Genomic DNA, 12551 nt, shown 5'->3' on the forward strand with positions numbered 1-12551 from the left:
GCTGGGGAAACCCTCTCCTCCCCCTCTTGGGGGAGGGGGACCAGCGAAGCTGGTGGAGGGGCCAGCGCCGCCCTAATCGACCGCCAGCATCCCAATCAGCTGCAGCCGGAACACCAGCACGCTATCGGGCGGGATCTCGCCCATGTCGCGCGGGCCGTAGCCCAGCTCCGACGGGATATACAGCGTCCACTCGTCGCCGACCTTCATCAGCGGCAGGGCTTCCAGCCAGCCCTGGATCAGGCCGTCGGCCGGCATGATCGCCGCCTTGCCGCGCGCGAAGCTCGAGTCGAACACCGTGCCGTCCAGCAGCTTGCCCTCGTAGTTCACCTTGACGATGTCGCCGACCTTGGGCGACGGGCCGGTTTTCGGGCCCGAGGTCACGACCTTGTATTGCAGACCCGACGGCAGGGTCACCACGCCCGGCGCCTTGGCGTTCTTCTCCAGGAAGGCCTTGCCGGCCAGGGCGTTGGCCGACGGGCCGGCGTTCAGTTGCGGCGGCGCGGACGGCGTGACCTGGGCGTTGGCGGCGCCGGCGGCGCCGGCGGCGAGGAAGGCCGCGAGGGCCAGGGGGGCGAGAAGGCGCATCAAGGGTCTTTCGAACGCTGGTGTCAGTGAGCGACACCGTAGCGATCCTTGAGCGGAACTTCGCGGCGAAAATTGGATCGGTGGAAGAGCGCCCCCTCCTCCGTCTCCCCGGCGAAAGCCGGGGCCCAGATCGAACCCACGAGCGCTCGACTGGCTGACGCGGCGTATCTCGGATCATCCCCAGACGCTCAGGATGAATCTGGGCCCCGGCCTTCGCCGGGGAGACGGGGGTTTGTTGGGTTTGGCAGCGTAGCCCTAAACCAACCCCCGCTTCTGCGCCTCCAGCGCCGCCTCGGCCCGGGAGCAGATGTTGAGCTTGCGATAGATCGCCTTCACATACCCCGCCACGGTCAGCTCGGTGACGCCCATGACCTTGGCCGCCTCGCCCGAGCGCAGGCCCCGGCCGATCAGCCGTAGGACCTCGGTCTCGCGGGGCGTTAAAGCCGCTTCGGGCTCGGCCGCCATCGGGGCGGGGCGAGCCCGGAAATAGTCCAGCATCCGCCGGGCCACGGCCGGCGACAGCGGGGTCTCGCCGGCTTCCAGGCGGCGCAGGTAGCGCACCAGCTCCTCGCGGCCCATGTCCTTGAGCAGGTAGCCGCCCGCTCCCGCCGCGATGGCGTCGAACAGATGGGCGTCGTCGGCGTAGATGGTCACCACCACCGACCGCGTCGCCCCGCCCGAGCGCTCGGCCAGATCCCGCAGGAAGTCGACGCCGCGTCCGTCCGGAAGGGCCAGGTCGACCAGGGCCAGGTCCGGCGCGCCCTCGCACAGGAACGAGCGGGCCTCGGCCAGGTCGGCCGCGCCCCTCGCCACCACGCCGGGAAAGGCTTCGGCCAGCGCCGCCAGCAGGTGCTCGCGGGTCTCGGCCTGGTCTTCCAGGACGAGGGCGGTGGCGGGAAGGGTCATGCCGAGGCGCTCGCATCGATGGGCGCGGAGAGGCGGATCACCGTGCCCCGCGTCGTCTCGGGGATCTCGACCGCCCCGCCGATCTCGCCCAGGCGGCGCTCAAGGTTGGCCAGGCCGCTGCGCCGACCGCCCGGCGCGCTGGGCAGGCCGACCCCGTCGTCGCTGAGGGTCAGCTCCAGTCGCCCCCCATCCTCGTGCACCGTGACGGCCACCGTCGTGGCCCCCGCATGGCGGATGGCGTTGGACACCACCTCGCGCACGGCCGAGGTCAGGTTCTTGTAGACGCGATAGGGCGCGGTGCGGCCCGGATCGCGCAGCTCGACCGGCGGCCAATCGAGGGCCAGGCCCGCCGCCTCCAGCCGCTCGGAGGTCTCGTGGCGCAGGTCGGCCAGCACCGCCTCCAGCGGCAGGTCGTGGCCCGACAGGCCCGAGACGATCGAGCGCAGGTCGCCGATCGCCCCACGCATGGCCTCGCGGGTCTGGCTGAGGTCCTGGCGGTGCAGGCCCGACAGCAGCCGCGCCCCGACGTCGTCATGCAGGTCGCGGGCGATGCGCAGGCGCTCCTCGACCACGCCACGGGCATAGGCGTCGCGGCCTTCCTCGATCTGGCTGAGCAGCCCGACCAGCTGGTCGGCCAGCTGGGCCTGGGGAACGCCGAACAGGCCCCGGCCCCGAAATGGGAAGCGCAAGGTCAGGGCCGTGGTCCCGGCGGCGGCGGGCAGGCCCAGCGCCACGCCCTCGTCGAGGATCTCGGCCCTGGTCGTCGCGGCCTGGCCCGGGCCGATCTCCAGCGGCTCATAGACCTTGGACAGCAGCGCCTTCCACGCCTCCGCGCGGGCCTCGGCGTCGTGGATCAGGGCGACCTGGGCCACGGCGGCGAACATCTCGTGGTCCTTCATGGTCTTGCGGCCCAGGGTCCGCCGCCACAGCACGTCGCGGAACGGCAGGTAGGCGAAGGCGACCACCAGCAGCGACACGCCCAGCGCCGCCTGCGGGCTGGTCCCCATCGCGGTGATCAGCAGGCCGTCCAGGGCCAGCAGGGCCGCGCCGGCGCTGATGTAGAACAGGATCCGGAACGCCCACTGGTCCAGCTCGAACAGGCGATGGCGGCGCAGGCCTACGGCCATGCCGACATAGATGATCACGAAGAAGCCCAGCGAGAAGCGCGGGTCCAGGAACGGCCGCATCCCCAGCGCGATCGGCACGGCGACATTGCCGATGAAGGCCCCGGCCCCGACGATCACCGACAGCCCAAGCCAGCGGGTGGCGGCCATGGCGGCGGGGTCGCGGCGACTGGCGAAGGCCTGGACGCCGATGGCGACGATGATCAGGGCCATCTCGATCGAGGTGATCGCCTGGCCCATGCTCTCCGTGGACGGATTGCCCGGCAACAGCGGCGTCAGCGCCCAGCCCAGCACCCACAGCGGCGCCAGCAGCATCAGCGGCGCCTTCGTCACCCGCTTGGGATAGGCCAGGAAGAAGGCGATCATCGCCCCGCCGAACGCCACGGCCCCGATCATGTTCAGCCGCTGGGCGACGACCGTCAGGGTCCCGTCCATCACCAGCTCGACGCTGGAATTGACCGCCCAGCCGAAGGTGAAGGCCAGCATCGACAGGCCGGTGACGCCGAACAGCTGGGTGGAAAGGTCGCGCGGTCGCAGCGCCCAGACCCAGCCGACGATCAGGGTGGCGATCAGGCCGAACGCCAGGTTGGCCCAGAACTCCGCCCCCAGCTTCGACAGCGGCCGGACGCGGTCGTCCAGGGTCACGACCCGCTGGCTCCCGTCCGGCCTGGCCAGGCGCAGCACCAGCGGCTTGGCCGAGAGGGCCTTGGCGAAGGCGCCCTCCAGGCGGTCCTTCTCGCGGGCGGCGGTCTGGGTGGCGGGAGTATGGAGGCCGCCGATCTCGGAGGCCTGCAGGGTGGGCGAAGCACGGTCGCCGCCGACGCCCGCCAGGCGGTCGCCGACCTTGGCCCCGACGCGGTCCAGCGGACCGCCAGCGGTCAAGCGCGTGATCACCACGGCCCCGTCCGGCTTGGCGGTGAAGCCCGCGCCCAGCCACGGCGGGCTCAGCGCCATCCACACGCCGATCAGCGCCGTCGCCACGCACAGCAGGACGACGCCGAGCAGCAGGGTGGTGGGTGAAGAGGCGCGCATCCGGCCTTTGCTGAAAACGATTGTCGCCGCCAGACCTTGAGACAGGACAAGCGCGGCCGCAACCATCACAGAACGCCGTTACGGGGACACCCCCTGTTTGGGGGATTGCGGCGCCCCGAACACCACCGCCCGCAAGTGGCGGAACGTCGATATGCAATCTCGCGGATTGGTGTAGGCTCGGGCCAACAGCGGGGGCTGACACATGACGACAGTGGACTTCCAGGGCTGGTCGGCCCCGGGCGCGGACCGGCGGTTCTTCACGATCATGGCCGGCGTCGTCGCCGTGGTCGTGGCCAGCGGTTTTGGCCCCACCTACACGTCCAGCCTGGCGCCGCCCGGCCTGCCGTTCTGGGTGCACCTGCACGGCGCGGCCATGACCGGCTGGATCGTGCTGTTCGCCGTCCAGGCCTGGTTGATCGGAAAGCGCTCGCTGGCCCTGCACCGCCGCCTGGGCTGGCTGTCGGTCGGCCTGGTCGCGGCCATGGTCCCGCTGGGCCTGGCCACCAACCTCCTGGCCATCAAGCGCGGCGCGACGCCGCCGTTCTTCACGCCCGCCGAGATGATGGCGGCCGACGTCACCGACATCTTCCTGTTCCTGGGGCTCTACGTCGCCGCCATCCTGCTGCGACGGCAGAGCGCCTGGCACAAGCGGCTGCTGCTGTGCGCCACCGTGCTGCTGACCTGGCCGGCGCTGGGACGGCTGATCCCGCTGCGGGGCCTGGGGCTGCACAACATCATCCCCGCCTCGATCGGCCTGCTGATCCTGCTGGCCCTGGTCGGGCCGCTGTTCGACCTGGCCACGCGCCGCCGCATCCATCCGGCCTATCTGTGGGGCGTGGGACTGATCGTCCTCGCCCAGCCGGTCCACGCGCTGCTGGCGGCCAGCCCCGTCGTGCAGGGGCTGGCGCGCAGGCTGGTGGGCTAGACTACTTCCCCGTGACGTTGAGGATCGCCAGGGTCATGGCCTCGACGCCCGTCCGGATGGTCGGCTGCGGCGTGGGGGCGAAGAACGGCGAGTGGTTGGACGGGATCTGGCGGCCCTCCGCCTTGGCCTTGGCGATCTCGGCCGGGTCATAGCCGCCGATGCCGAAATAGACCGACGGCACGCCGGCCAGCACGAACTCCGAATAGTCCTCGGACGCCGAGCCGGGCTTGTCCTGAACCACGGCGTTCTTGCCGAACGCGGCCTTGAACACCACCGCCGTGCGGTCGGTCAGGGCCTGGTCGTTGACCACCATCTTACCGCCGGGGGTGATCTTGACGTCGGCGGGCGGGGCGCCGGCCATGTCGACCACCGCCTTGATGGTGCGCTGGACGCCGTCCAGCACCTTCTCGCGCACGGCGGCGTCCTGGGTGCGGACGGTGCCGCGCACGCGGGCCTTGTCGGGGATGATGTTGCCGGCGCTGCCCGCCTGGATCGAACCGACCGTGACGACGCCGAACGCCGACGGGTCCTTCTCACGGCTGATCACGCTCTGGACGTCGACGGCGAAGCGGGCCGCCATCAGCACCGGATCGATGGTGGTCGCCGGCATCGAGCCGTGGCCGCCGCGACCGTTGAAGGTGATGTCCAGCCCGTCCGAGGTCGAGGTCAGCACCCCGGCCTTCCACGCCACCTCGCCGGCCGGACCGTTGCCGACGTGCAAAGCGAAGCCGTAGTCCGGCTTGCCGCCGATCTTGTCGAACAGCCCGTCGGCCAGCATGGCCCGCGCGCCGCCGGTGGTCTCTTCCGAGGGCTGGGCGATGAAGACCAACGTGCCCTTCCACTTGGCCTTCATCGCGACCAGCTGTTTCGCCGTCCCGACCCAGGCGGCCATGTGGATGTCGTGGCCGCACGAGTGGGCGGTGAAGGTCTTCTCGTCGCGATAGGTCGCCGTCGCCTGGCTGGCATAGGGCAGGCCCGACTGCTCCTGCATCGGCAGGCCGTCCAGCTCGGTGCGGATCAGCACCTTGGGGCCGTCGCCGTTCTTGAACACCGCGATGAGCCCGGTCTTGCCGACGCCCTCGGTGACGGTGAAGCCGAGGCTGCGCATCTGGGCGGCCAGCTTCTTGGCCGTCTCGACCTCCTGGAAGCCCAGCTCCGGATGGGCGTGGATGTCCTTGTAGAGCGCCTCCAGCGACGGGTAGTCGCGGTCCAGCTGGGCGTCGATGGTCTTCAGCGTGGCGGGGACGTTGAGGGGCGCGGCTTGAGCGGCTGTGGCCAGGAACGCGGCGGTGGCCGTGGCGGCGAGGAGTTTCATGCGGAGCCCCGAGGGTGGTGAGTCAGCTGAATGACGAAGCGCGATCACTTAACCGCCACTTCGCGCTTCCCCAAAAGCTTGTCATCCCGGAAAGCCCGTAGGGCTTGTCCGGGACCCAGGGGCGGCGCGCACGGCGTTCCTTCACCCCCTGGGTCCCGGACAGCCTCTGCGAGGCTTCCGGGATGACAAGAGATGGACAGACGACAAGAGGGTGGTTGAGCTTGAAATCAACCCATAGTTACATCACGAGATGCGCTCGTACTTCGTCTACATCCTCGCCAGCGGACGAAACGGCACGCTCTATGTCGGGGTCACCAACGACCTCTCGCGCCGGATTTGGGAGCATCGCGAAAAGCATCTCAAAGGCTTCACGACCAAGTACGACGTCACGAAGTTGGTCTGGTACGCCGAGCATGGCGAGATCGATCAGGCGATCCTGCACGAGAAGCGCCTTAAGCGCTGGCGGCGGAAATGGAAGCTGCGGCTGATCGAGGCGGAGAACCCGCAGTGGCTGGATTTATACGAGACGTTGAACTGCTGACTATCCGCAGCCCTAATCCTTGTCATCCCGGAAACGCCGCAGGCGTTGTCCGGGACCCAGGGGTGCGTGAACGCCGTGCCGGCCGCCCCTGGGTCCCGGACAAGCCCTACGGGCTTTCCGGGATGACAAGGGTTGGTGCGGCGGGAGGAGAGCTACTGCCCGTTCCCCGGCGCCCACGGGAACTCCAGGCTCTCGTAATATTCCAGGCTCCTCGCCGGCGCCTTCTCGCCCGGCGGCAGCGGCTTCTTCGAGAAGCTGCCGAACCACGCCACCGACGCGTCGCGCCACCACTGGGCCTCGTCGCGCTGGATCTTCAGGTAGTCGGCGACTTCCTTGTGGCGCTCGGCGTCGACGTACGGCGTCAGGCCCGCCCACGTCTTCTCCATGCCGTCTACGTACGACACACCGCGCCCGTAGTGCTTGACCAGCCCGTCCCACAGGGTGTCGCCGGACTTCAGGCGGTAGTCCCAGGGCAGGTGGTGGAACCACAGCAGGTCCTTCTCGTCGACGCACTTCACGTCGGCGAAGCACTTGGCCACCTCCGGCGCGTACTGGGCCGTGGCGTTGGACCCCGAGGGCGTGCGGTCGAAGCCGACGCCGTCAGGCCCGGCCTTGGCGTAGTAGACGCTGGTCCAATCCGCGCGCGGCCCGCCGGCGACCCAGGGCCCGGGGCCATAGTGGTGGCTGCGGCCCATCTGGTGGTGCAGGCCCAGCGGGGTCATGTAGTCCACCGCCGCCTCGCGCGAGCCCATCATCATGGCCACGACCGGCGTCACCAGGCGCGGATCGGCGCCGAAGGTCATCTTCGTCCAGTCGGTCGCGATGTCCTTGGCCGAGGCTTCCGGGTCCCAGGCCAGGCGACCGAAGGCGTACCAGTTGGCCTGGTCGAAGTTCGAGCCCGACCAGTTGCGGTCGCTGCCGATATTGGCCACGCCGGCCATGACGGTGAGCTTGTGATGGTCCAGCGAGCCGTCCACCACCTTGGCCACGGTCGAGCCCTTGCCCTCGGTCATGGTGTCGGCCTTCAGGGTCTCTTCGAACAGCGGGCCCAGATAGACGAGGTGTGTGGAGAACCCGAGGTATTCCTTGGTGATCTGGAACTCCATGCCCAGGTTGGACTTCGGCATGGCCCCGAACAGCGGGTGGAACGGCTCGCGCGGCTGGAAGTCGATGGCGCCGTTCTTGACCTGGATGGCGACGTTGTCGCGGAACTTGCCGTCGAAGTCCTTGAACTCGGTATAGCCCTGCTTGGCGCGGTCGTCGGGCTGCTCGTGCGAATAGACGAAGGCGCGCCAGATCACGACGCCGCCGTGCGGGCCCACGGCGTCGGCCAGCATGTTGGCCCCGTCGACATGGGTGCGGCCATAGTCCTGCGGACCAGGCTGGCCCTCGGAATTGGCCTTCACGAGAAAGCCGCCGAAGTCGGGCACGGCCTTGTAGATCTCGTCGGCCTTGGCCTTCCAGAAGGCGGCGACGGCCGGGTCGGTGGGGTCGGCGGTCCTCAGGCCGCCGATCTCGATCGGGGCCGACCAGCGGGCCGATAGATAGACCTTGATGCCGTAGGGCCGGAAGGTGTCGGCCAGGGCGGCCAGCTTGGCTATATAGGCGGGCGTGAGGCTATCGGCCTTGGCGTTGACGTTGTTCACGACAGTGCCGTTGATGCCGATCGAGGCGTTGGCGCGGGCGTAGTCGACCATGCGCGGGTCGACATGGCCGGGCAGCTTCCACCAGTCGAAGATCGAGCGCCCGGCATAGCCGCGTTCGACGTGGCCATTGAGGTTGTCCCAGTGGTTCAGCATGCGCAGCTTGACCTTGGGGACCGAGGTCAGGTCCAGGGTCTCGACGCTTTGGCGGGTCTGGATCAGCTCCAGATAACGGTAGACGCCATAGAGGACGCCGACGTCCTTGGCGGCCGAGATGGTCGTGGTCTTCTTGCCGCTCACCAGCTGGGTGCGGATGCGATAGCCATCGTCGCCGAGGTCCTTGGACGGCTCGACCGTCAGCTGGATGACGCCATCACGGGCGCCGGCGGCGGCGGTCGCGGGCTTGCCGACCAGACCGGTGAGGCCGCGGTCCAGCTCGGCGCGGGCGACCTTCAGGGTCGGGGTGTCCTTGACCGGTGCGATGGCGGCGGCGCGGGCGGCATAGGCGGCCTTTGCGCTGGCCTCGACGGGCCGATAGCGGAGCCAGAGGTCGTAGCCGTCCTCCGCCCGGGCGGTCGTCGCCACGAGCATGAGACCCAGCGCCAAGGCCAGAAGCCGCATCGTTCCACTCCCGTTTTTTCCGTTTTCCCCGGCGAACGCCGGGGCCCAGCTGAAAGGGCTGTGCGGGGCCAAGAGGGGCCTGAATTCAGCCTTACGATCTGGGTCCCGGCGTTCGCCGGGAAGAACGGCCTATTTGAAACTTGAACCCTGCCAAAAAGGTCGGGTCACCCCGTCATAGTGGTCAGACCACTGGGTTGACAACCCTCATGGTAGCGGTAAACCGGTAAGGCAGGGAGGAAGATGGACACCCCGCGCCCCGCACCGGGCGCGCCTTCGGTCTTTCGATCCAGCCAAACGATTGCAGAAAAAGCGTCCTCCAAGGCCACCATGCCCAAGATCATTGCCGCCAAGACCATCGTCACCTGCCCGGGTCGCAACTTCGTGACCCTGAAGATCGTGACCGACGAAGGCGTCTACGGCATCGGCGACGCGACCCTGAACGGCCGCGAACTGGCGGTCGAGGCCTATCTGTCCCAGCACGTCATCCCCTGCCTGATCGGCCGCGACGCCCACAATATCGAGGACATCTGGCAGTACCTGTACAAGGGCGCCTACTGGCGTCGCGGGCCGGTGACCATGGCCGCCATCGCCGCGGTCGACACCGCGCTGTGGGACATCAAGGGCAAGCTCGCCGGCCTGCCTGTCTACCAGCTGCTGGGCGGCGCCTGCCGCACGGGCGTCATGGTCTATGGCCACGCCAATGGCGAGACGATCGAGGAGACCCTCGACAACGCCGCCCACTATGCCGGCCAGGGCTACAAGGCCATCCGCCTGCAGACCGGCGTGCCGGGCATGCCGGGGGCCTATGGCGTCTCCAAGGACAAGTTCTTCTACGAGCCGGCCGACAGCGACCTGCCCAAGGAGACCATCTGGTCGACCGAGCGCTATCTGCGCACCGCCCCGGACCTGTTCGCCGCCGCCCGAGAGCGCCTGGGCTGGGACCTGCACCTGCTGCACGACGTCCACCACCGCCTGACGCCCATCGAGGCCGCGCGCCTGGGCAAGGACCTGGAGCCCTACCGCCTGTTCTGGATGGAGGACGCCGTCCCCGCCGAGAACCAGGGGAGCTTCCGGATCATCCGCCAGCACACCACCACCCCGCTGGCGATCGGCGAGATCTTCAACTCGATCTGGGACTGCAAGCAGCTGATCGAGGAACAGCTGATCGACTACATCCGCGCCACGGTCGTGCACGCCGGCGGCATCACCCACCTGAAGAAGCTGGCCAGCTTCGCCGACCTGCACCACGTGCGGACCGGCTGCCACGGGGCCACGGATCTTTCGCCAGTCTGCATGGGCGCGGCCCTGCACTTCGACCTGTCGATCCCCAACTTCGGCATCCAGGAATATATGCGCCACACGCCCGAGACGGACGCGGTGTTCCCGCACAGCTACACCTTCAGCGACGGCATGCTGCATCCGGGCGAGGCGCCCGGCCTGGGTGTCGATATCGACGAGGATCTGGCGGCGAAATACCCCTATCAGCGCGCCTATCTGCCGGTCGCCCGCCGCCTGGACGGCTCGATGCACGACTGGTGAGGGCAAGGTCAGGCCATAAGCGAGGGCAAAACCTGACCTCGTGGTCGTAGAGGGAGAAAAAGTAGGATAATTCGCGCCGATCCCCGTGCTAGTGAATCGCACGGCCCCGACACCTTCCACGCGTTTTTCCGAGCCTCCCCAAAGCCCGAAGCCATGTCAGACAACGTCAAGCTCTACCGCAAGATCGCCGACTCCGTGGCCGACGCCATCGAGGCGGGGCAGTACAAGCTGGGCGACCGCCTGCCGACCGAGCGGGAGCTGGCCGAGCAGTTCGGCGTGTCGCGTCCGACCCTGCGCGAGGCCATGATCGCCCTGGAGATGCTGGGCATGATCGAGGCCCGCCACGGACTGGGCATCTATGTCACCGGCAATGTCCGTCCCGTGGCCCCGTCGGCCGACATCGACTTCGAGATCGGCGCCTTCGAGCTGATCGAGGCCCGCCGCCTGTTCGAAGGCGAGGCCGCCGCCCTGGCCGCCACCTCGATCAGCGACGAGCAGATCGGCGAGCTGGAAGGCCTGCTGGAGCGGATGCATGTCGAGGAAGAGATCCGGGGCGAGGACGCCGACCGCGACTTCCACATGATCATCGCCCGCGCCACCGGCAACGGCGCGATCATCGCCACGATCGAGAACCTCTGGGACTGGCGCAACCGCTCGCCCCTGGCGCGGAACATCCTGACGCGCGCGCGCGGCATGGGGCTGGAGCCCCGGATCGTCGAGCATCGGCGGGTGGTGGACGCGCTGAAGGCGCGCGACCCGGCGGCGGCGCGGCAGGCGATGCGCGACCACCTGGAGCGGGTGATCGACCACCTGCTGCACGCGACCGAGACGGAAGCCGTGCAGAAGGCCCAGCAGGAGACGAAGGCGCGGCGGAGCGCGATCGCCAAGCGGGTGGCGATTTAAACCCTCAAGGCTGGCGAGCCTTCCTCTCCTCCCCCTCGTGGGGGAGGTGGCGCGGCCGCGAAGCGCGCCGTGACGGAGGGGGCTGGTCATGACTCAGCAGCGCCTGCGCAGGCCCCCTCCACCGCCGTTCGGCGGTCCCCCTCCCCCAAGAGGGGGAGGAGAGATCATCCCGTGACGGACGGGATGCGCCATGCCACAGCTTCCCCATGAAGCTGCCGCCCCTCAAACCCGACTCCGACCAGATGCTGCACCTCGACGCCCTGCGCATCGTGGGCGCGGTCATGATCGTGATCTTCCACTTCAACCGCTTCATCAATCTGGACGGCCGCTGGCAGCCGGCCGACGACACGATCAAGAGCTTCAGCCTGATCGTCGATCTGTTCTTCCTGATCTCCGGCTACGTCATGGCCGCGATCTACACCGGCAAGCTCACCACCTTCGCCAAGTACCGCGACTTCCTGCAGAAGCGCGTCGCGCGCCTCGGCCCCCTGCACTGGGCGACCATGTTGGTGTTCGTCGCCATCGCCGCCCTCGGCTGGGCCGGGGTGCTGAACGAGCGGGACCCGTCGCGCTACGATGTGACCTGCATCGCCCAGAACGTCCTCTTCATCCATGCCTGGGGGACCTGCCACGCCCAGACCTGGAACTTCGTCAGCTGGGCGATCAGCGCCGAGATGGGCATGTACATCGCCCTGCCGCTGCTGTTCTGGATCACCGCCCGGGGCTGGTGGGCCACGGCGCTCGTGGCGTTCGGCAGCCTGGCCCTGCTGCTGTGGGTGTCCCGCACCGGCGAGACCTTCTCGCAGTGGACCTACGACTTCGGCGTCGCCCGCGCCGCGCCCGGCTTCATGCTGGGGATGCTGGCGTTCCAGTTGCGGGACGTGTTGGCCAAGCTGCCGTTCGCCCGCTTCGTGATGTGGGCGCTGCTGGCGGCGTTCTTCGCCGCGTCCTACGCCGGCGCGCCGCGCACCGCCCTGCTCTTCGTGATCTACGCCGTCGGCCTGGCCGGCGTCGCGGCCGACGCCCAAGGCGTCCAGGGCGGGGTGAGCGCGCGCCTGGCCCCGTGGGCGCAGCTGAGCTTCAGCCTCTACCTGCTGCACCCGATCGCGTTGAAGGTGGCGCTGAACTGGGTGGGACTGGGGATGTGGGGCCTGAACGGGGATGCAATGCGGTTGTGGTGCCTGGCGTGGGTGATCCTGCTGATCCCGATCGCCTACCTGTCGCTGATCGGGTTCGAGCGCCCGGCGCGGGACTGGATCGCGAAGCTGGGCAAGCGCTGAGACAAAGCCCCCTCTCCCATAGGGAGAGGGTTGGGGTGAGGGGTTACGAGGCATGACGGCGTGCCGGCACTCCGGCTACCGCTGTAACCCCTCACCCTCCCACCGCTTCGCGGCGGGCCCCTCCCTCTCCCTAAAGG

At 68.8% G+C, this 12551-nt stretch carries 10 protein-coding genes and 1 pseudogene; 6 read left to right on the plus strand and 5 right to left on the minus strand.

Features of this window, described 5'->3' with window-relative positions:
* Positions 1-72: 72 nt before the first annotated feature.
* From bamJ to AC07YH_RS23850, 3 genes are all read right to left on the minus strand, one after another.
* Positions 73-585: a BamJ family beta-barrel-assembly machinery protein gene (gene bamJ / locus AC07YH_RS23840; protein WP_494749388.1), complete on the minus strand. Its 513-nt coding sequence runs from the start codon at positions 583-585 to the stop codon at positions 73-75.
* Positions 586-840: 255 nt separating this feature from the next.
* Positions 841-1491 carry a response regulator gene (locus tag AC07YH_RS23845; RefSeq protein ID WP_494749389.1) on the minus strand — a complete coding sequence of 217 codons (651 nt, stop codon included), beginning with the start codon at positions 1489-1491 and terminating at the stop codon, positions 841-843.
* On the minus strand, positions 1488-3647 hold the full coding sequence (locus tag AC07YH_RS23850; protein WP_494749390.1) for a sensor histidine kinase: 2160 nt from the start codon (positions 3645-3647) through the stop codon (positions 1488-1490). Before AC07YH_RS23850 ends, AC07YH_RS23845 begins: the two co-directional genes overlap by 4 nt.
* A 202-nt stretch (positions 3648-3849) precedes the next feature.
* Here AC07YH_RS23850 and AC07YH_RS23855 point away from each other — a divergent pair, with 202 nt between their 5' ends.
* Complete coding sequence (locus AC07YH_RS23855) at positions 3850-4572, plus strand: hypothetical protein (protein ID WP_494749391.1); 723 nt, start codon at positions 3850-3852, stop codon at positions 4570-4572.
* Between the two features lies 1 nt (position 4573).
* Here AC07YH_RS23855 and AC07YH_RS23860 read toward each other — a convergent pair whose 3' ends face one another.
* Positions 4574-5887: an amidohydrolase gene (locus AC07YH_RS23860; protein WP_494749392.1), complete on the minus strand. Its 1314-nt coding sequence runs from the start codon at positions 5885-5887 to the stop codon at positions 4574-4576.
* Between the two features lie 250 nt (positions 5888-6137).
* Between AC07YH_RS23860 and AC07YH_RS23865 the strand changes: the two genes are divergently transcribed.
* Complete coding sequence (locus tag AC07YH_RS23865; protein ID WP_494749393.1) at positions 6138-6428, plus strand: GIY-YIG nuclease family protein; 291 nt, start codon at positions 6138-6140, stop codon at positions 6426-6428.
* 152 nt (positions 6429-6580) lie between these two features.
* Here the strand turns inward: AC07YH_RS23865 and AC07YH_RS23870 are convergent, their stop codons facing one another.
* Entirely contained in the window at positions 6581-8692 is a 2112-nt protein-coding gene (locus AC07YH_RS23870; RefSeq protein WP_494749394.1) for an alpha-glucuronidase family glycosyl hydrolase, read from the minus strand.
* A gap of 327 nt (positions 8693-9019) precedes the next feature.
* Here AC07YH_RS23870 and manD point away from each other — a divergent pair, with 327 nt between their 5' ends.
* The 4 genes and pseudogenes from manD to AC07YH_RS23890 all read left to right on the plus strand — a co-directional run.
* A complete protein-coding gene (gene manD, locus AC07YH_RS23875; protein ID WP_494749395.1) occupies positions 9020-10231 on the plus strand; it encodes a D-mannonate dehydratase ManD in 1212 nt (403 codons plus the stop codon).
* A gap of 153 nt (positions 10232-10384) precedes the next feature.
* A complete protein-coding gene (locus AC07YH_RS23880) occupies positions 10385-11134 on the plus strand; it encodes a FadR/GntR family transcriptional regulator (protein ID WP_494749396.1) in 750 nt (249 codons plus the stop codon).
* 206 nt (positions 11135-11340) lie between these two features.
* A complete protein-coding gene (locus AC07YH_RS23885; RefSeq protein WP_494749397.1) occupies positions 11341-12414 on the plus strand; it encodes an acyltransferase family protein in 1074 nt (357 codons plus the stop codon).
* A pseudogene (locus AC07YH_RS23890) lies at positions 12411-12545 on the plus strand (hypothetical protein); the annotation flags it as partial. The gene AC07YH_RS23885 and the pseudogene AC07YH_RS23890, both read left to right, overlap by 4 nt.
* Positions 12546-12551: the final 6 nt, after the last annotated feature.

It is taken from the genome of Caulobacter sp. GW456-12-1-14-TSB4 (assembly GCF_059424195.1).

Excerpts from the sequence above, each read along its gene's own strand:
- AC07YH_RS23870 (WP_494749394.1), bottom strand. The coding sequence starts at position 8,692 with ATGCGGCTTCTGGCCTTGGCGCTGGGTCTCATGCTCGTGGCGACGACC.
- AC07YH_RS23880 (WP_494749396.1), top strand. The coding sequence starts at position 10,385 with ATGTCAGACAACGTCAAGCTCTACCGCAAGATCGCCGACTCCGTGGCC.
- AC07YH_RS23860 (WP_494749392.1), bottom strand. The coding sequence starts at position 5,887 with ATGAAACTCCTCGCCGCCACGGCCACCGCCGCGTTCCTGGCCACAGCC.
- bamJ (WP_494749388.1), bottom strand. The coding sequence starts at position 585 with ATGCGCCTTCTCGCCCCCCTGGCCCTCGCGGCCTTCCTCGCCGCCGGC.
- AC07YH_RS23850 (WP_494749390.1), bottom strand. The coding sequence starts at position 3,647 with ATGCGCGCCTCTTCACCCACCACCCTGCTGCTCGGCGTCGTCCTGCTG.
- AC07YH_RS23845 (WP_494749389.1), bottom strand. The coding sequence starts at position 1,491 with ATGACCCTTCCCGCCACCGCCCTCGTCCTGGAAGACCAGGCCGAGACC.
- AC07YH_RS23865 (WP_494749393.1), top strand. The coding sequence starts at position 6,138 with ATGCGCTCGTACTTCGTCTACATCCTCGCCAGCGGACGAAACGGCACG.
- manD (WP_494749395.1), top strand. The coding sequence starts at position 9,020 with ATGCCCAAGATCATTGCCGCCAAGACCATCGTCACCTGCCCGGGTCGC.
- AC07YH_RS23855 (WP_494749391.1), top strand. The coding sequence starts at position 3,850 with ATGACGACAGTGGACTTCCAGGGCTGGTCGGCCCCGGGCGCGGACCGG.
- AC07YH_RS23885 (WP_494749397.1), top strand. The coding sequence starts at position 11,341 with ATGAAGCTGCCGCCCCTCAAACCCGACTCCGACCAGATGCTGCACCTC.